General features: G+C 63.0%; 18 protein-coding genes. 9 read left to right on the top strand and 9 right to left on the bottom strand.

Going from position 1 to position 17,599, the window contains the following annotated elements; all coding sequences use genetic code 11:
- Position 1: 1 nt before the first annotated feature.
- Genes EGJ27_RS11945 through EGJ27_RS11925 form a run of 5 tightly spaced genes read left to right on the top strand, consistent with a single transcriptional unit; the run spans position 2 to position 4,593 of the window.
- Positions 2-1,975 (top strand): heme lyase CcmF/NrfE family subunit, encoded by a 1,974-nt coding sequence (locus EGJ27_RS11945; protein WP_125830949.1) that lies wholly within the window; start codon positions 2-4, stop codon positions 1,973-1,975.
- A complete protein-coding gene (locus EGJ27_RS11940) occupies positions 1,972-2,505 on the top strand; it encodes a DsbE family thiol:disulfide interchange protein (protein ID WP_125830948.1) in 534 nt (177 codons plus the stop codon). Before EGJ27_RS11945 ends, EGJ27_RS11940 begins: the two co-directional genes overlap by 4 nt.
- Complete coding sequence (locus EGJ27_RS11935) at positions 2,502-2,972, top strand: cytochrome c-type biogenesis protein (RefSeq protein ID WP_125830947.1); 471 nt, start codon at positions 2,502-2,504, stop codon at positions 2,970-2,972. Before EGJ27_RS11940 ends, EGJ27_RS11935 begins: the two co-directional genes overlap by 4 nt.
- Positions 2,969-4,162 carry a c-type cytochrome biogenesis protein CcmI gene (gene ccmI, locus EGJ27_RS11930; protein WP_125830946.1) on the top strand — a complete coding sequence of 398 codons (1,194 nt, stop codon included), beginning with the start codon at positions 2,969-2,971 and terminating at the stop codon, positions 4,160-4,162. Before EGJ27_RS11935 ends, ccmI begins: the two co-directional genes overlap by 4 nt.
- Positions 4,163-4,173: 11 nt before the next feature.
- Positions 4,174-4,593, top strand: a complete 420-nt coding sequence (locus tag EGJ27_RS11925; RefSeq protein WP_125830945.1) for a hypothetical protein — start codon at positions 4,174-4,176, stop codon at positions 4,591-4,593.
- Between the two features lie 164 nt (positions 4,594-4,757).
- Here the strand turns inward: EGJ27_RS11925 and EGJ27_RS11920 are convergent, their stop codons facing one another.
- The 7 genes from EGJ27_RS11920 to EGJ27_RS11890 all read right to left on the bottom strand — a co-directional run bounded on the left by EGJ27_RS11920 (position 4,758) and on the right by EGJ27_RS11890 (position 11,879).
- The gene (locus EGJ27_RS11920) at positions 4,758-5,756 is read right to left on the bottom strand and encodes a sulfate ABC transporter substrate-binding protein (protein WP_125830944.1); all 999 of its coding nucleotides are present in this window, start codon (positions 5,754-5,756) and stop codon (positions 4,758-4,760) included.
- A gap of 98 nt (positions 5,757-5,854) precedes the next feature.
- A complete protein-coding gene (locus EGJ27_RS11915; protein ID WP_125830943.1) occupies positions 5,855-6,688 on the bottom strand; it encodes an ion transporter in 834 nt (277 codons plus the stop codon).
- Positions 6,689-6,813: 125 nt separating this feature from the next.
- Positions 6,814-8,244 (bottom strand): efflux transporter outer membrane subunit, encoded by a 1,431-nt coding sequence (locus tag EGJ27_RS11910; protein ID WP_125830942.1) that lies wholly within the window; start codon positions 8,242-8,244, stop codon positions 6,814-6,816.
- A complete protein-coding gene (locus tag EGJ27_RS11905; RefSeq protein WP_125830941.1) occupies positions 8,241-9,125 on the bottom strand; it encodes an HlyD family secretion protein in 885 nt (294 codons plus the stop codon). The genes EGJ27_RS11910 and EGJ27_RS11905 overlap by 4 nt, the downstream gene beginning before the upstream one ends.
- Positions 9,122-9,331 carry a DUF1656 domain-containing protein gene (locus EGJ27_RS11900; RefSeq protein ID WP_125830940.1) on the bottom strand — a complete coding sequence of 70 codons (210 nt, stop codon included), beginning with the start codon at positions 9,329-9,331 and terminating at the stop codon, positions 9,122-9,124. The genes EGJ27_RS11905 and EGJ27_RS11900 overlap by 4 nt, the downstream gene beginning before the upstream one ends.
- Positions 9,328-11,412 (bottom strand): FUSC family protein, encoded by a 2,085-nt coding sequence (locus EGJ27_RS11895; RefSeq protein ID WP_177523015.1) that lies wholly within the window; start codon positions 11,410-11,412, stop codon positions 9,328-9,330. The genes EGJ27_RS11900 and EGJ27_RS11895 overlap by 4 nt, the downstream gene beginning before the upstream one ends.
- Positions 11,413-11,435: 23 nt before the next feature.
- Positions 11,436-11,879: a MarR family winged helix-turn-helix transcriptional regulator gene (locus tag EGJ27_RS11890; RefSeq protein WP_125830939.1), complete on the bottom strand. Its 444-nt coding sequence runs from the start codon at positions 11,877-11,879 to the stop codon at positions 11,436-11,438.
- A 544-nt stretch (positions 11,880-12,423) separates the two neighbouring features.
- Between EGJ27_RS11890 and EGJ27_RS11885 the strand changes: the two genes are divergently transcribed.
- Positions 12,424-13,092, top strand: coding sequence for a polysaccharide lyase family 7 protein (locus EGJ27_RS11885; protein WP_125830938.1), 669 nt, complete (start codon positions 12,424-12,426; stop codon positions 13,090-13,092).
- A gap of 17 nt (positions 13,093-13,109) precedes the next feature.
- Here EGJ27_RS11885 and EGJ27_RS11880 read toward each other — a convergent pair whose 3' ends face one another.
- Both EGJ27_RS11880 and EGJ27_RS11875 read right to left on the bottom strand, forming a co-directional pair.
- Positions 13,110-14,501: a heavy metal sensor histidine kinase gene (locus EGJ27_RS11880; protein ID WP_125830937.1), complete on the bottom strand. Its 1,392-nt coding sequence runs from the start codon at positions 14,499-14,501 to the stop codon at positions 13,110-13,112.
- On the bottom strand, positions 14,474-15,169 hold the full coding sequence (locus EGJ27_RS11875; protein WP_125830936.1) for a heavy metal response regulator transcription factor: 696 nt from the start codon (positions 15,167-15,169) through the stop codon (positions 14,474-14,476). The genes EGJ27_RS11880 and EGJ27_RS11875 overlap by 28 nt, the downstream gene beginning before the upstream one ends.
- Before the next feature lie 219 nt (positions 15,170-15,388).
- On the opposite strand from EGJ27_RS11875, the gene EGJ27_RS11870 reads away from it, so the two are divergent.
- From EGJ27_RS11870 to EGJ27_RS11860, 3 genes are all read left to right on the top strand, one after another.
- Complete coding sequence (locus EGJ27_RS11870; RefSeq protein ID WP_125830935.1) at positions 15,389-15,994, top strand: hypothetical protein; 606 nt, start codon at positions 15,389-15,391, stop codon at positions 15,992-15,994.
- A gap of 68 nt (positions 15,995-16,062) precedes the next feature.
- Entirely contained in the window at positions 16,063-16,683 is a 621-nt protein-coding gene (locus EGJ27_RS11865; RefSeq protein ID WP_125830934.1) for a cytochrome b/b6 domain-containing protein, read from the top strand.
- Positions 16,680-17,438 (top strand): molybdopterin-dependent oxidoreductase, encoded by a 759-nt coding sequence (locus EGJ27_RS11860; RefSeq protein ID WP_125830933.1) that lies wholly within the window; start codon positions 16,680-16,682, stop codon positions 17,436-17,438. The genes EGJ27_RS11865 and EGJ27_RS11860 overlap by 4 nt, the downstream gene beginning before the upstream one ends.
- Positions 17,439-17,599: the final 161 nt, after the last annotated feature.

Genomic DNA, 17,599 nt, shown 5'->3' with positions numbered 1-17,599 from the left:
CATGATTCCTGAACTCGGCCATCTGGCCATGATCCTGGCGCTGTGCTTCGCCGTGGTACAAGCCTTTATCCCGCTGATCGGTGCCTGGCGCGGCGACCGCTTGTGGATGAGTCTGGCGCGGCCGGCCGCGTGGGGCCAATTCGCCTTCCTGGTGTTCGCCTTCGGCTGTCTGACCCAGGCTTTCATGGCTGACGATTTTTCGGTCGCGTACGTCGCCGAAAACTCGAACAGTGCGCTGCCGTGGTATTACAAGTTCAGCGCCGTGTGGGGCGCACACGAAGGTTCGCTGCTGCTCTGGGCGTTGATCCTCGGCGGCTGGACCTTCGCGGTGTCGGTGTTCTCCCGCGGACTGCCGCAAGTCATGCTCGCGCGGGTCCTGGCGGTGATGGGCATGATCAGTGTCGGCTTCATGTTGTTCCTGATCCTGACCTCCAATCCGTTCTCGCGAATCCTGCCGCAGATTCCGGCCAATGGCCGCGATCTGAATCCGCTGTTGCAGGATATCGGGCTGATCGTGCATCCGCCGATGCTCTACATGGGGTACGTCGGTTTCTCCGTGGCCTTCGCCTTTGCCATCGCCGCCTTGCTGGGCGGTCGACTCGACGCGGCCTGGGCACGCTGGTCGCGGCCGTGGACCATCGTGGCTTGGGCGTTCCTGGGGATCGGCATCACCCTGGGTTCCTGGTGGGCCTATTACGAACTGGGCTGGGGCGGCTGGTGGTTCTGGGACCCGGTGGAAAACGCCTCCTTCATGCCGTGGCTGGTGGGCACTGCGCTGATTCACTCGCTGGCCGTCACGGAAAAGCGCGGCGTGTTCAAAAGCTGGACCGTGCTGCTGGCCATTGCGGCTTTTTCCCTGAGCCTGCTGGGCACTTTCCTGGTGCGTTCCGGCGTGTTGACCTCGGTACATGCGTTCGCGTCCGATCCGGCCCGCGGCGTGTTCATCCTCGCATTCCTGCTGGTGGTGGTCGGCGGTTCGCTGACGCTGTTCGCGATTCGGGCGCCGGTGGTCAAAAGCCACGTTGGTTTCGGCCTCTGGTCGCGGGAAACCCTGTTGCTGGGCAATAACCTGGTGCTGGTGGTGGCGGCCTCGATGATTTTGCTCGGCACCCTGTATCCGCTGGTGCTCGATGCCTTGAGCGGCGCCAAGATGTCGGTCGGGCCGCCGTATTTCAATGCCATGTTCGTGCCCTTGATGGCGCTGCTGATGGGGGTCATGGCGGTTGGCGTGCTGGTGCGCTGGAAAGACACGCCGCTCAAGTGGCTGGTTGGCATGCTCACCCCGGTGCTGCTGGGCAGCGCCGCGCTGGCGGTGGTGGTGGGCCTGCTCATGGGCGATTTCAACTGGGCGGTGCTGGCGACTGTATTGCTGGCCGCCTGGGTGCTGTTGGCCGGGGTTCGCGACCTGTTGGACAAGACCCGCCACAAGGGACTGTTCCAGGGCCTGCGCGGCCTGACCCGCAGTTACTGGGGCATGCAACTGGCGCACATCGGCATTGCCGTTTGTGCACTGGGCGTGGTGCTCTCCAGTCAGTACAGTGCCGAACGCGATCTGCGCCTGGCGCCCGGTGAGTCCACCGAGCTGGGCGGTTACCGGTTCGTATTCGACGGGGCACGCCATTATCAGGGACCGAACTTCACCTCCGACCGCGGCACCATCCGCGTGCTGCGCGACGGCCAGGTGATCAGCGTCCTGCATCCGGAAAAACGCCTGTACAGCGTGCAGCAGTCGATGATGACCGAAGCGGGTATCGACGCCGGTTTCACCCGTGACCTGTACGTCGCCCTCGGCGAACCGCTGGGCAACGGCGCCTGGGCGGTGCGGGTCCATGTCAAACCCTTCGTGCGCTGGATCTGGTTCGGCGGGCTGCTGACCGGGCTGGGCGGTGTGCTGGCCGCGCTGGATCGACGTTATCGTTCCAAGGCCGAGCGCCGGGAGCGCGAGACGCTGGCATTGACGGGAGCAGCAGTATGAAGCGCTGGATCATGGTATTGCCGCTGTTGATCTTCCTTGGCGTGGCGCTGTTTCTCTATCGCGGCCTGTACCTGGACCCGGCCGAGCTGCCGTCGGCCCTGATCGACAAACCGTTCCCGGAGTTTTCCCTGCGCGAGGTGCAGAGCGACAGGCTGCTGACCCGCGCCGACCTGCTGGGCAAACCGGCGCTGGTCAACGTCTGGGCCACTTGGTGCATCGCCTGTCGCGCGGAGCATCCGGTGCTCAACAAACTGGCCGGACAAGGCGTGCGGATCTACGGCGTCAACTACAAGGACGTGAACGCCGACGCCCTCAAGTGGCTGAAGGATTTCCACGATCCTTACCTGCTCAATATTCGTGACGAGCAAGGCTCACTGGGCCTCAACCTGGGCGTGTACGGTGCGCCGGAAACCTTCCTGATCGACCGCAAGGGCATCATTCGTCACAAATACGTCGGGGTCATCGACGAAACGGTCTGGCGGGAAAAACTCGCCGGGTTGTATCAGGCCCTTGTGGATGAAACGCCATGAAGCGCTGGATGCTTGCCGCAGTGTTGAGCATCGGATTGGCCGGTGTCGCCCAGGCCGCCATCGATGCCTATCAGTTTCGTGACGAGGCCGAACGCGCCCGCTACAGCGAGTTGACTCGCGAGCTGCGCTGCCCCAAATGCCAGAACCAGGACATCGCCGATTCCAACGCGCCGATCGCGGCCGACCTGCGCAAGGAAATCTATCGCATGCTCGAAGAAGGCCAGAGCAATCGGCAGATCATCGAATTCATGGTCGACCGCTACGGTGAGTTCGTGCGCTACAAGCCCGAGCTGAGTTCCCGCACCTGGTTGCTGTGGTTCGGCCCGGCGCTGTTGCTGGGCGGCGGGCTGGTGGTGATCGGCGTCATCGTCGGCCGTCGTCGTGGCACTCGCCGCGAACAGGCCGATGTGCTTTCCGACGAGGAGCGTCAGCGCCTCTCCCAACTGTTGGATAAGAACCGAGAATGATCGATTTCTGGATGGCCGTCGGCCTGCTGCTCCTGGCGGCCTTGAGTTTTCTACTGGTTCCGCTCCTGCGTGGTCAGCGAGCGCTGGTCGAGCAAGACCGTGAAGCGGTCAACGTTTCGTTGTATCAGGAACGTCTGGCGCAACTCCACGACCTGCGTGAAGAAGGTGTGCTCAGCGCCGCGCAGCTGGAAAACGGTCGAGCCGAAGCCGCCCGCGAATTGCTGGCCGATACCCAAGACGCCACGACGGCCCGCAATGCCCGGCTGGGCAAGGCGCTGCCGTTGCTGGCAGCGCTGCTGGTGCCGCTGACCGGCCTGGGTCTGTACCTGCACCTGGGTTCCAGCGACAAGGTCGAGCTGACCCGCGAGTTCGAGCAGCCGCCCAATTCCCTGGAGGATGTGATCCAGCGGCTCGAACGTACCGTCAAGGCACAGCCCGATTCAGTCCAAAGCTGGTATTTCCTGGCGCGCAGCTACATGTCCCAGGAACGGCCGGTGGAAGCGGCGCGCAGTTTCGAACGGGCGGTCGCGTTGGCCGGGCGTCAGCCGGAACTGCTCGGGCAGTGGGCTCAGGCGCTGTATTTCGCCGGCGACAAGTCATTCACTCCTCAGGTCCAGGCGTTGACCGACGAGGCGCTCAAGGGCGATCCCAAGGAAGTCACCAGTTTGGGACTGCTGGGTATCGCCGCGTTCGAGACCGAGCGCTATGCAGCGGCCGTCGATTACTGGACGCGGCTGCTGGCGGCACTGCCGGAGAAGGACCAGTCCGGTTCGGCGCTGGAAGGCGGCATTGCCCGCGCGCGGGAAAAACTCGCCGAGGGCGGCGAACAGGCAGCAAACGTTGCGCAACAGGCGGGTATCAGATTGCGGGTCGAGCTGGCGCCGGCGCTCAAGGCCAGGGTGCTACCGGGTGACAGCGTGTTCATCTTTGCCCGCGCCGTGGAGGGTCCGCCGGCACCGCTGGCGGTCAAGCGGGTGACAATTGCCGATCTGCCGACCGAGGTACTGCTGACTGATGCCGACGCAATGATGCCGCAACTGAAACTGTCGAACTTTGCGCAAGTCCAACTCAGTGCGCGGGTGTCCCGTGCAGGTCAGCCGACCACTGGAGAGTGGATTGGCCGCAGCCAGCCCCTGGCCGCTAGCGTAACCGCTCTGCAGACGCTGACCATCGACAGTCCAGATAACTAGAGAATTCGCTTATGTACCGCACTGCTCGTGTCACCTTGTTGGGTATGGTTCTTGGCCTGAGTGCCTGTGCGGTGCATCAGCCTCCGGGACCACGCAGTCAGGAACCGATCCAGACCTTGCCCGGCACTCAGCAGCCGGGTGCGCCACGTCCGGGCGCGACCCCGAAGAAACCACCTCAGGCGCCGGCCAAGGCGCCGTCCAGCGGGCCGAAAACTTCCGCCAGCTTCGCTCCGCCACCGGGCGGTGACAGTCATTGGGATGCGCGGATGGGCGTGTACGTGATGGACGGTCAGCCCAATACCTTCTACCGCCAGCGCACCTACTACAAATGGAACGACGGCTGGAGCTGGGCCACCAGTCTCGACGGCCCGTGGGAAGCCACCGATGCCAGCGGTGTACCGGCCGGATTGGGTCGCAAGTTCGGGCAGTGATTGACCTAAAAAAACGGCGACCTCAGGGTCGCCGTTTTTATTCGTGGGAGGGAGCTTGCTCGCGACAGCGGATGCACAGACCCCGAAAATGCTGTGGATTCACCGGCCTCGTCGCGAGCAAGCTCGCTCCCACAGGAGGTCGCCGTTTTTACGTCGAGCTATTACTACTTCGCCGGATAAATCTGGTCGAACACCCCGCCGTCGATGAAGTGGGTCTTCTGCACGGTGCGCCAGTCACCGAAGGTTTTCTCCACGGACAGGAAGTCGACTTTCGGGAAACGGTCCTTGTACTTGGCCAGCACGTCCGGGTTACGCGGACGCAGGTAGTTGGTGGCGGCGATTTCCTGGCCTTCCGGCGACCACAGGTATTTCAGATAGCTTTCGGCCAATGCCCGGGACTGTTTCTTCTCGACCACCTTGTCCACCACGCTCACCGGCGGTTCGGCTTCGGCAGAAACGCTCGGGTAGACCACTTCGAACTGATCGCGGCCGAATTCACGGGCGATCATTTCCGCTTCGTTTTCGAAGGTCACCAGCACGTCGCCGATCTGGTTGGTCATGAAAGTGGTGGTCGCGCCACGGCCGCCGGTGTCCAGCACCGGGACGTGGGCAAACAGCGCACCGACGAACTTGCGCGCTGCGGCTTCGTCGCCGCCGTTCTTCAGGGTATAGCCCCAGGCAGACAAGTAGGTGTAGCGGCCGTTACCCGAGGTTTTCGGATTGGGCACGATCACTTCCACGCCGTCCTTGATCAGGTCCGGCCAGTCCTTCAGCGCCTTGGGGTTGCCCTTGCGCACGATAAACACGGTGGCCGAGGTGAACGGTGCGCTGTTGTTCGGCAGGCGACTGACCCAGTCCTTCGGCACCAGTTCGCCGTTATCGGCCAGCGCGTTGATGTCGGTCGCCATGTTCATGGTGATGACATCGGCCGGCAGCCCATCAATGACCGAACGCGCCTGCTTGCTAGAACCGCCGAAGGACATCTGCACCGTCACGTCTTCTTTGTGCTCGGCTTTCCAATGCTTCTGGAAGGCGCTGTTGTAGTCCTTATAGAAGTCACGCATGACGTCGTAGGAAACGTTGAGCAGGGTCGGGGCAGCCTGGGCCGCGCCAGCGAAGGCCAGGCCTGCGGCGAGTAACGAAGCGGCGAAAAGTCTGTTCACTGCAAAGTCCTTGTTATGTCGATGTCGTCGATTGATGGCGGATTGCCGCGACTATAGCCGCAGAGCCCGCGCCTGCTAAAGATCAAAAACGTCTGTGCTTATAGCTGCTTTTCCAGCCTGGTGAACAGCGCGTTGCCGCAACGCGAGCAGAACGCGGCGCCGTGCTCGTGAAATTTTTTAGCGCACACCGGGCAGTCGTGCTTGAGCTGTTCACCGCGCATGGCATTGGCCAGCTCGGCGGTGAAGATGCCGGTGGGCACGGCGATGATCGAGTAACCGGTGATCATCACCAGCGAAGAGAGCATCTGGCCCAATGGCGTCTTGGGCACGATGTCGCCGAAACCCACCGTGGTCAGGGTCACGATCGCCCAGTAGATGCCCTTGGGAATGCTGGTGAAGCCGTGCTCGGGGCCTTCGATCACGTACATCAGCGTGCCGAAAATGGTGACCAGTGTGGAAACCGTGACCAGGAACACGATGATTTTCTGCTTGCTGCCGCGCAGTGCCGCCAGCAGGTAGTTGGCCTGGCGCAGATAGTTGCCGAGCTTGAGCACCCGGAAAATCCGCAGCATGCGCACGATCCGCACGATCAGCAGGTATTGGGCGTCGCTGTAATAGATCGCCAGCACGCCCGGCACGATGGCCAGCAGATCCACCAGGCCATAGAAGCTGAACGCGTATTTCATCGGTCGCGGCGAGCAGTACAGGCGCAGCAGGTATTCGACGGCGAAGGTGAGGGTGAAGCCCCATTCGATATAGGCGAACAGGTCCGCGTACTCGCGGTGGATGCTTTCGATGCTGTCGATGACGGTGACCAGCAGACTCAGCAGGATGATGACCAGCAGAATCTTGTCGAAGCGGCGTCCCGCGGGCGTGTCAGCCTGGAAGATGACGACATGCAGCCGTTCGCGGCGGCTGAGAGAGGTGTCCATGGTGTTTTCCGAAATGAAGATCGCGTGAGCCTAGGAGGAATGGGGGTTGTAGCGCAAGGGCAAGGATAAGAACACGGTGGGAGCGGACCGGGCGGCGCTCCGCTCCCACAAGTTCTGCGCCGTTCCTACTGTGGAACATCCTCCTTCTCCCAACCCCCACCCAGCGCCAGGAACAGGTCGATCTGGCCGATGGCAACCTGGGTGTTGGCGGCGGCCAGTTGGGCGCGGACGTCGGTGTAGGTGCGGGTCGCCTGCAGGTCGGCCAGGAACGAAGCGCGGCCTGCCTCGTAGAAACGGTGCGTCTGCTCGGCCGCTTCCTGGGCGGATTGCTCGGCTTCCTTCAATGCATCGCGACGGTCCAGCAGCGCGGTGTATTGCGCAAGGCCGGTCTGGGTTTCGCGGATGGCGTTGAGCACCACGCCGTCGAAGCGCGCCAATGCCGCCTGGGTCGAGGCTTCGGCTTCATGGATGCGCGCGCGGGAACCGTTGGACGGCACGGTCCAGTTCAGCAACGGGCCAAAGCCCCAGCGATTGGCCGCCGGTTTGCCGAGGTTTTCAAGCATGCCGATGGTGCCGATGCTCGCGCCGATGCTGATGTCCGGATACAGCTCGCCGGTGGCCACGCCGATGCGTGCGGTGGCGGCGGCCAACTGGCGTTCGGCCTGGCGCACGTCCGGTCGGCGTTTTAACAGCGCAGCGCCATCGCCCACCGGCATCACCTGGGCGATGTGCGGCAGCTCGTTGCAGTGGCTTACTCCCGCCGGCAGTTGCTCCAGCGGCCTGGCCAGCAGCATCGACAGTTTGAACAGCCCGGCCTGGCGCTGCGCTTCATATCGCGGTAGTTCTGCGCGCAAGGATTTGAACTGAGTCTGGGACCGGGTCACCTGGGTTTCATCGCCACGGCCCGCATCGCGTAGCCGCTGGTTGAGCGTCACGCTCTGCTGCTGCAAGTCCAGGGATTCACGGGCAATGTCCAGCTCTTCGTTGGCGGCGCAGACCTGCGTGTAGGCGCGAACCACATCCGCCACCAATGTGATGCGCGCCGTATCGGCCGCCGCCTGGGCCGCGTCGACATTGGCCTGGGCCGCTTCGATACCGCGCTGCAACGTCCCGAACAGATCGAATTGATAGGACGTGGTCAGGCCCACGTCACCGACATTGGCCACCGGCACCTTGTCGGCCAGCAGAAAGGCTTCGCCAGATTCCTGCAAACGCTGGGCGCCGACTTTGGCGCCACTGCTGAAACCACCGGCAGCCTCGGCTTCGGCGGTCTGATAGCGCGCCCGTTGCAGGTTGGCGGCGGCGATGCGCAGGTCGGTGTTGGACGCCAACGCCTGGCGCACCAGTTCATCGACACGCGGGTCCTGGTACAAACGCCACCAGTGAGCGGGGACCGGCGCCGATACGGCGTTCACCGAGCTGCCGGCCAGTGCGCCTTGCAGGTCGGGCCGGGTGATGGCGCCGTCTTCTGGCATCCGGTAGTCCGGGCCGACCATCTGGCAGGCGGACAGCAACAGGCCGAATCCGACCGTTGCCAGGCGGGCGAGGTGATTCATTGTGCGGCTCCCGGACGCTCATCGATGATCGACACCGTGGCAGTGCGCCCGGCGATCATGCGGAAATCGGCGGGCACTTCATCGAAGGCGATCCGCACCGGAATCCGCTGGGCCAGGCGTACCCAGCTGAACGCCGGGTTGACGTTGGGCAGCAGGTTGGAGCCGCTGCTGCGGTCGCGGTCTTCGATACCGGCGACGATGCTCACCACATGGCCGGTCAGCCGGGCGTTGTCGCCGATCACCCGGATGTCCACGCCCTGGCCGATATGAATGCCGTCGAGCTTGGTTTCTTCGAAATAACCGTCGATGTGGAACGACGCCGCATCCACCACCGACAGCACCGGGCGGCCGGCGGTGACGAACTCGTGCGTGCGCGGGGCGCGGTCGTTGAGATAGCCATCTACCGGGCTGCGGATCACCGAACGGTCCAGGTTCAGCTGGGCAGCGTCCACGGCGACTTTCGACTCGTTGAGGGCCGACAGTGCCCGGGCCTCGCGGGACTGGCTTTCTTCCAGCTGCTCGCGGGCCACCAGGTTGCCCAGGCCACGGTTGCGCTTGTTCTCGCGGCGAGCCTGTTCCCAGGTTTCCTGGCGCTCGGCGACCGTCGCCTGGGCCTGGCGCAATGCCAGGCGGAAGCGGTCCTGATCGATGGTGAACAGCACCTGGCCTTGGTGCACGGGCTGGTTGTCGGTTACCTCGACCTTCTGGATCAGCCCGGACACGTCCGGCGCGATCTGCACGATGTCGGCGCGAATGTGGCCGTCACGGGTCCAGGGCGCGTACATGTAATACATCACCATGCGCCACACCACGACTGCGGCGAGGGCAACCACCAGCAAAGTCAGGACCACGCGGCCCAATGTCAGTATCGGTTTTTTCATGTCATCAGGTATCGACTGAGAGTATCCACGGCGCCGAGGAGCAAAGCGTATAGACCTACGTTGAACAAAGCCCGGTGCCAGACCAGGCGGTAGAAATGAGCGCGCGACAGCACGGCATGCACGCCGAGAAACAGCACATAGGCAAAGCCCATCAGTGCCAGAAAGGTGGGGATGAAGATGCCGCTGATATCCAGGTCACCGATCATAACGGGGCTCCATCCAGCCCGTGGGGCAGTGGTTCTGTGGTTTCACCGGCGGCGACGATCTCCACACCCGGCAGCAGCGCCAGACGCAGGCCGCTCAGGGCATGCAGTAAATGCAGGCGCGCCGGATCGTCGCCCATGTCCTGAGCGGTCAAGGCGCGGCGGGCGCGGTCCATGGTCATCAGCAGGGCTTTGGGCGCCGGAGCGCGTTCGCCGGCCTTCAAGCAGGCGCGGAAATAGCTCCCGACTTCCTCCACCACCTGCCGCAGCAGCGCCTGAGCACCTGATGCCGCACGTGGCGTGTAGGCCAGCAGGTCCAGCATGTTCAGGGCCACCCGCAGTTCGCGCAGGGCGATGTTGGTGTCCTGTTTGGTGAGGGTCAGGCGTGGCAACTGCTGCATCAGGCGGTCGAGCATCTGTACGCCTAACCGGCGATGCTCGGCCAGGGTCGCGTTGTCGCTGAGGCTGGCAATGTCGCGCCAACTGAAGCGGGTCAGGCGCTTGGCCGCCAGCTCCACGCCGAACGGGCGCAACACCAAAGTCCAGATAAAGGCGAACAACAAGCCGGCAGGGCCAGCCAGGTTGGAGTTGAGGAAATTCAGGAAGTCGGCGTCGTAGGCACTCTGGATGCTGATGAAGGACGAGGTGTTGACGATGGTCAACAAGGTGCCGAGGAAGAAGCGCGGCTGGACGGTCAGGGTGCCGACGCAAATGAACGGCACGGCGAAAGCCAGCACCAGCATCGGGAAGTCGTGCAGATTGGGCAGCACCACGAACAGGTACAGGCTGGCGAACACCACCGACAGCATGGTCCAGAAGAAGAACCGATAGATCTGCGGCGCCGGGTCATCCATGGCCGCAAAGAAACTGCACGACACTGCCGCCAGAGCCACCGCGCTGGCGCCGTCCTTCCAGCCCAGCAGAATCCACAGCACCGAAGCGACGATAATGGCCAGCACGCTGGAAATGACCGAATACAGCATCAGCCCGCGGTCCAGGAACGGTGTCAGCCGGCCCAGCCGCCAGTGCCGGTACACCGCGCGCCATTGGGATGGGTCGTCGGTCGTGATGGCGTATTGCAGGGTCCGGCAATCGAGCCACAGGTCGATCCATTCACCCAGGCGGAACAGGGTATTGGACAGCAGCAATTGATCGCGGTCGTCCAGGGCGGCGGAGTCCGGTTGCAGGCGCTGCATTTCCCGGTGCAGCAGTTGCCAGCGGTCCAGTTGCGGCCCGTCGGCCGTGCTTTCCAGCCATTCCCGTGCCTGCATGAGCAACGGCGAGAGGCTGGCGAGCAGGGCAGGGGGTCGGCGTTCCAGCGCCCAGAGTGCGTCGTCGAGTGCATCGATGACCGGCAACAGGTGGATCATGCGCCCGCGCAGTTCATGGGCATTGCGCACGGTCTGCCTGCGGGTGCCTTCGTGACTGAGCTGGCCGATCATCATTTCCAGCGAGTTGAAGCTGGCGACCATCGAGTTGCGCAGCGCACCGACTTCTTCGGCTGCGAAATTGCGGCCCAGAAACCGCTCACTGTAGGCTGCGGCATCGTTGAACCATTTTTCGGTTGTGGCCTGGAACACCGGCGCCAGGCGCCGGGGCCAGAACATCGAACCCACCACCGCCGCACAGAGAATGCCGAGAAAGATTTCCTCGGTGCGCGACACCGCCACTTCGAACACCGCTTGCGGGTTGTCCACCACCGGCAGGGAAATCAGCGGCATGGTGTAACCGGCCAGCATCAGCGCGTAGCTGTTGGCGGTGCGCAGGTGCAGCGACAGAAACAGTAAAGTGCCGGTCCACAGGCCGATGACCACCGCCAGCAACAGCGGCGTCTGCACGAACAGCGGCACCAGCAACACCGACGCCACCGCGCCGGCCAGGGTTCCGACCACGCGGTACAACGCCTTGGAACTGGTGGGGCCGACAAAGGGGCTGGAAACGATATAGACGGTCGCCATCGCCCAGTAAGGCCGCGGCATTTCCATCAGCAGCGCGATGTACAGCGCCAGCATCGAGGCGCCGAAGGTGCGCACCCCGTAGAACCAGTCCCGAGCAGGCGGCACGCCGTCGAAGAAACCTTTCACGGCCAGGTTTTTCAGGGCAAGGCTCACGACTGCGCCTCGCCGGACAAATCGCTGAAAGCCTGGAATACCCGCAAGGTCGCTTCCAGATCGGCCTGGTCGATGCCCTTCAGGGCATGGGCGCGCAGGCGCGTCAGTTCGCCTTCGATGGACGATGCCAGCGTCCGGCCGTGTTCGGTCAGACTCAGGGCCTTGGCGCGACGGTCATTGGGATCTTCGGTGCGGCAGACGATGCCGGCGGCACACAGCTGATCGAGCAAGCGCACCAGAGTCGGGCTTTCCATACCGGCGGCCTGAGCAACTTTCACCTGATGGACGCCGTCGCCCAGGCGAGCGATGGCCAGCAGCGGCCCGGCGCAGGCTTCGGAAATGCCATAGGTCACCAGCGTGGCCTGGCAACTGCGCCGCCAGTGACGGGACGCAGCCACCATCGCACTGCTGACGGCTCGGTGAAGTGATTCCAGGGACATGAAAAACAACCGGGTATGAAGGGTATTTAGTTCGCAGCCATATTGTTAGCCGCGACATTAGTAGCTTGCTAACTATAATATCCTGTAACAAAGTCTTTCGGTCAACCGGAAATTGCCGGCTGCGACGCCGGACCGCGGAGCAGAGCGGACAACGGGATGCCACGGCGACGAAAGGTCGACCCGGCACTGCGAGATGGGAAAAGTTCAGGTGAAAAAGAACTAATTCGTTACCGTTCGTCGGTATTTCTGTATCAATTTTGAGAATTGAACTACGCGTCGTTCAAAAAAATGACGCCAGTCTTATGGCGTGCAGGGCACAGGAACCGGTTCTCCGGTCATTTTCCTATCCATTCGGAGGAGTGGGTTTTCTGATATCAAAATAGTGGCTTTGACGCTTTTTCGACTGATCCTTGACGGCTGCTCGCCCGGGCAGCTGTTTAAAAAACGTTCAATACTGCCGATAGCGATGATGAATCCAACGGGTGCTCAATGCCCCGTTTTAGAGCCATCTGTCGGCGCCAAAGGGTGCCTTGCGAGCCATACCATGATCGACCTCGCCACCTGGAACCTTTCCGTACCCGTCGGAATCCCAGCCGCCACTATCGCCACTCAACAATTGGTCAGCGGTTACCAGGACGGTTACTTCAAGTCCGGCAACACGTTGTTCTTCTGGGCGCCGGTGACCGGTTCCACCACCGACAATGCCAAGTTCCCGCGCACCGAGCTGCGTGAGACCACGCCCGACGGCCGCGCCAACAACTGGACCTACCCGCAGGCCGACAACTTTCTGCGCGCGGCCTTGACCGTGAATCAGGTGCCGTCGAGCGGCAAGATCGTGATCGGTCAGATCCACGCGTTCCAAAGCACCGAGCCATTGCTCAAAGTCGAGTACCAGTACAAGGAAAAGCTCAAGACCGGCAACATCGTCGCCAAACTGCGCCGCAGCCCGGATGCTGAAATCGAGGTGATCACCGTGGCCCAGGGCGTGCCGATGAACGAGCGCTTCAGCTACAGCATTCACCTGACGCCGGCCGGGAACCTGTCGGTCAATGCCTATGATTCGGTATGGAATGTGAAGCTGGATTCGGCCTGGAGCACCCGTTTGCTGTACTTCAAGGCCGGCGTGTACACCCAGGACAACACCGGCTACGCCACCGAAGGCGGCGCGGCGACCTTCTACAAACTGACCATCAACCACGACAAGAAGGCCTGAGCCCGGCTTGCGGATGGTCAGCGCGGGAAGATCAGGCTGAAGCGGATCTGCCCGCGCACCGGTTGCGTGACTTCGACCCGCCCGCCATGCAGTTGCATGATCGCCGCGACGATGGCCAGGCCCAGGCCGTTGGAATCGGAGCGCTGATGGCGGGAGGGGTCGCCTCGATAGAATCGGTCGCACAGTCGGTCGAGACTGGCCTGGGGCAGCTCCGGCCCCTGGTTTTCCACTTCCAGGCGACAGCTGCCGTCGACCCGGCTGACCCGCATGTGAATTTCGCTGCCTTCATCGGCGTAACGAATTGCATTGGCGACCAGATTGCTCAAGGCGCGCCGTAGCAGGATCGGCTCGGCGAGCAGCGTGTCTTGGCCATCAGCGTGCAACAGCAGTCCGCGCTCGTCGGCCAACCCCTCGAAATAGCCCGCTACCCGTTGCAGCTCGTCATGCATGTCCAGCGGTTTGCGCTCCAGCACCGCCTTTGGGTCGTCGGCGCGGGCCAGAAACAGGATGCTTTCCACCAGCCGGGAAATGCGCTCCAGTTCTTCCAGGTTGGAGGCCAGCAGCGCTTGGTACTCGTCGGCGCTGCGGTTCTGGCGCAACGCGACCTGGCAATGGCCCATCAACGAGCCGACCGGGGTGCGGATTTCATGGGCCAGGTCGGCGGAGAACTGCGTCAGGCGCCGATAACCGTCATCCAGCCGATCCAGCATCGCGTTGAACGCTTCACCCAATGGTTGCAGCTCCACCGGCGCGTCCCGGCTGTCCAGACGGGTATGCAGGCTGGCCGGGGTGATCGCGGCGGCGTGGGCGGCCATTCGGTGCAGCGGCCGTAGCCCGCGGCGCAACAGCACGTAGCCCAACAGCGCGGTGATGACGAAGGCCAGTGCCACGGCGGCATAGATCTTCTGGCGCAGGCCGGCGAGCATGGCCGTTTCCTTGACCATCAGGTGTGCGGCCTGCAAGCGCACCTGCATGCCGCCGGACATCACTTCCACGGCGGCGGCCCGCAACGGAACGCCCTGCAGGCTGGCGCCGCTGCGCAGGTCCTGGACTTTCAACGCCTGGTCCTGGGCGACCGTGGGCAGTTCGGGCAACGGCGCGTGCAACGGGTTGACCGAAATCACCGCAGGCTTGCCCGGCTCGCCGATGATGAAGATGTCATCTTCACTGTCGAGCATGTTCTCGAACAGCTGCGGGCTGCTCTGCAGGTTGTCCAGAGTCAGGTCGTAGCGCAGCAGTTTGCGGAAATGGTCCAGCCGCGCCAGCACCGCGTGGTCGCTGCGCTGCATCACCGTCTGTTCCATCGCCCGATACAGATAAAGGCCCGCGCCGCCGACGGTGAACATCGCCACCAGGGCGAAGGCCAGCGTCGAGCGCAGGGTCAGGGAAGGCTGGCGTCGGGCGCGCATGGCCGAACCTCGCACACGTAACCGATGCCGCGCACGGTATGGATGAGTTTGACCGGGTAGGGCAGGTCGACTTTGCTGCGCAGGCGCTTGATGGCGACGTCGACCACGTTGGTGTCGCTGTCGAAATTCATATCCCAGACTTCCGAGGCGATCTGCGCCCTGGACAGCACATCGCCTTCGCGGCGCAGCAACAGATGCAGCAGGGCAAATTCCTTGTTGGTCAGCACGATCACTTGCTGCTGGCGGGTCACCCGACGGCGCAGCAGATCCAGTTCCAGATCCGCCAGATGAAAGTGATCCGCCTCGCGCACCACGCCCCGGCGCAGGATGGTGCGAATGCGCAGCAGCAGCTCGGTGAACGAGAACGGCTTGACCAGATAATCATCGGCGCCCAGTTCCAGACCGCGAATCCGGTCCTGCAACTGGTCACGGGCGGTCAGGAACAGCACCGGCACATCCTGTTTGGCGCGCAGCACTTCGATGATCTGCCAGCCGTCGATGCCGGGCAGCATCACGTCCAGCACGATCAGGTCGTAGCGGTTTTCCAGGGCCATGTGCAGGCCGTCGGCGCCGTGGGTGGCCCAGTCGACCTGATAGCCGGATTCGCCGAGGCCCTTTTTCAGGTACTCGCCGGTCTTGGTGTCGTCTTCGATCAACAGGATATGCATGCCGGGCTTCGCCAGATGGATGCGGGTCAGAGGGGCGCCGCGGGGCGCCGGACCGAGAGTCTAGCGAACTGAGGCGCCCGCGTCGGTGACATTTTTGTCATTGATCCGGCGCGGTCGCGAATGACAAAAATGTCATCGGCAGGTCATTTTCCAGTACCGGTGACGGGTCGAGCATGGGTGTCGTTCTCCTCGAAATGCCTTCAATACAAGGAACCACCGATGAAGACTGCACTGTCCACCACCTTCGGCCTGCTTCTGCTCAGCGCCGCCGTCATGACCCAGGCCGCCGATCTGCCGGTGGTCAAGCCGATGCGCGGCACCGTCGACAGCCTGCAAGCCGACACCCTGAACTTCACCACCCGGGCCGGCCAGCACCAGAGCATTCAGCTGACCGACAAGACCGGCATCCGCCTGGTCTCCAAGGCGGAGCTGGACACCATCAAGGCCGACAGCTTCGTCGGTTCGGCCGCCATTCCCCAGGCAGACGGCACTTTGAAAGCGCTGGAAGTGACGGTGTTCGAAGCCAGCCTCAAGGGCAGCGGCGAAGGGCACTACGGCTGGGAAAACGCCGACGGCAGCACCGGCACCATGACCAACGGCACCGTGGGCAAGCTGTCCAAGGCCAACGGCCGCACCTTGACCGTGCAGTACAACGGCGGCGAAAAGCAGTTGGTCGTGCCTGAAGATGTACCGATCGCCTACGTGGAACCGGGCCAGCGCAGCGCGCTGAAAGCCGGTGCCAAAGTCGTGCTGTTCCCGGCCGATGACGGCAAATCCGCACGCGGCGTCGCGGTCGGCAAGGATGGTTTCACGCCACCGATGTAACCCGCATGGCGCGGCCCGGTTTGCGCCGGGCCTGCGTCTGGCCTCGTCCATCATTCGGGATCTTCACCATGAAAACCCGCCCGATTCATCCCTGGCCCGTGCGCCTGACCCACTGGGTCAACGCGGTGGGCATGGTCTGCATGTTTCTGAGCGGCTGGGGCATCTACAACGCCTCACCCCTGCTGCCATTCACTTTTCCCAAGGCACTGACCCTCGGCGGCTGGCTGGGCGGTTCCATCGCCTGGCATTTCGCGGTCATGTGGCTGCTGGTCATCAATGGCCTGGTTTACGTGCTGTACGGCGTGTTCAGTCGGCATTTTCGTCGCGACCTGCTGCCGGTGCGGCCTGCCCAAGTCAAACGTGACGCCCTCGACGCGCTGCGTTTACGGCTGGTGCATGTGCACGGTCAATACAATGCGGTGCAGCGCTTGATGTACTGGCTGGTGTTGGCGATGGGTGTGCTGGTGGTGCTGTCCGGGCTGGCGATCTGGAAACCGGTGCAGTTTCAGGAACTGACCAGCCTGATGGGCGGTTTCGACACCGCGCGTTGGGTGCATTTTGCAGCGATGGCTGCCATCGGCGCGTTCGTCGTCGTCCATCTGGCACTGGTGCTGCTGGTGCCGCGCACCTTGCTGCCGATGATCACCGGCGGTCGTCGTGTACAGGATCAAGGAAGCATCGAGTCATGAGCGAATCACGCAAACGCATCCATCTGGAACCTGCGCAGCAGCGCCAGCTGGTGGATATCCAGCGCCGCAATTTCCTGCGCACCGGGCTGACCGTCGGCGCCATGTCGATGCTCACCGGCTGCAACCTGCAGGACGGCGATCAGGTGGACAAGGCACTGTGGGCCATGTCGCGCTGGAATGATCGGGTTCAGGCCTGGCTGTTCAAGGGTCAGAAACTGGCGCCCACTTATACCAGGGCGCAGCTGACCAACCCGTTTCCGTTCAATGCGTTCTATCCCGAGTACAACGTGCCGGAACTGGAGCTGTCGGACTATCGACTGGCGGTTTCCGGGCTGGTGCGCGACAAGCAGGCGTGGACGCTGGAAGGCCTGCGCAAGTTGCCGCAACGCACGGATATCACGCGGCTGATCTGCATCGAAGGCTGGAGCGCGATAGGGCAATGGGGCGGCGTGCCGCTCAGGACCTTTCTGGAATACATCGGGGCCGATACCACGGCGCGATACGTCGGTTTCAAATGCGCCGACCGCTACTATTCCAGCCTGGACATGCCCACAGCGCTACATCCGCAGACGCTGTTGGCACTGGACTTCGGCGACGTCGCCTTGCCACCCGACTACGGCTACCCGTTGCGGGTAAGGGTGCCGACCAAACTGGGCTTCAAGAACCCCAAGCACATCGTCGAGATCATCGTCAGCAACGACAACCCCGGCGGGTATTGGGAGGATCAGGGGTACAACTGGTTTAGTGGGGTTTGAGACTAAAAGCTTGGCACGGCCCTACAAATCGGGGGTCGCCGTATTCTATAACTGCTGCCGCTGCGCGCCGGATCGCCAGCACGCTGGCTCCTACAGGATCGCGGCTGCAGGAGCCAGCGTGCTGGCGAAGGGGCCGGTGTTGAGACAGAGATTGCGTCGTT

The organism is Pseudomonas sp. v388, assembly GCF_003935425.1.
GTDB lineage: Bacteria > Pseudomonadota > Gammaproteobacteria > Pseudomonadales > Pseudomonadaceae > Aquipseudomonas.
The sequence above is the reverse complement of the archived record's forward strand: the minus strand, read 5'-3'. Positions and strand labels throughout refer to the sequence as shown.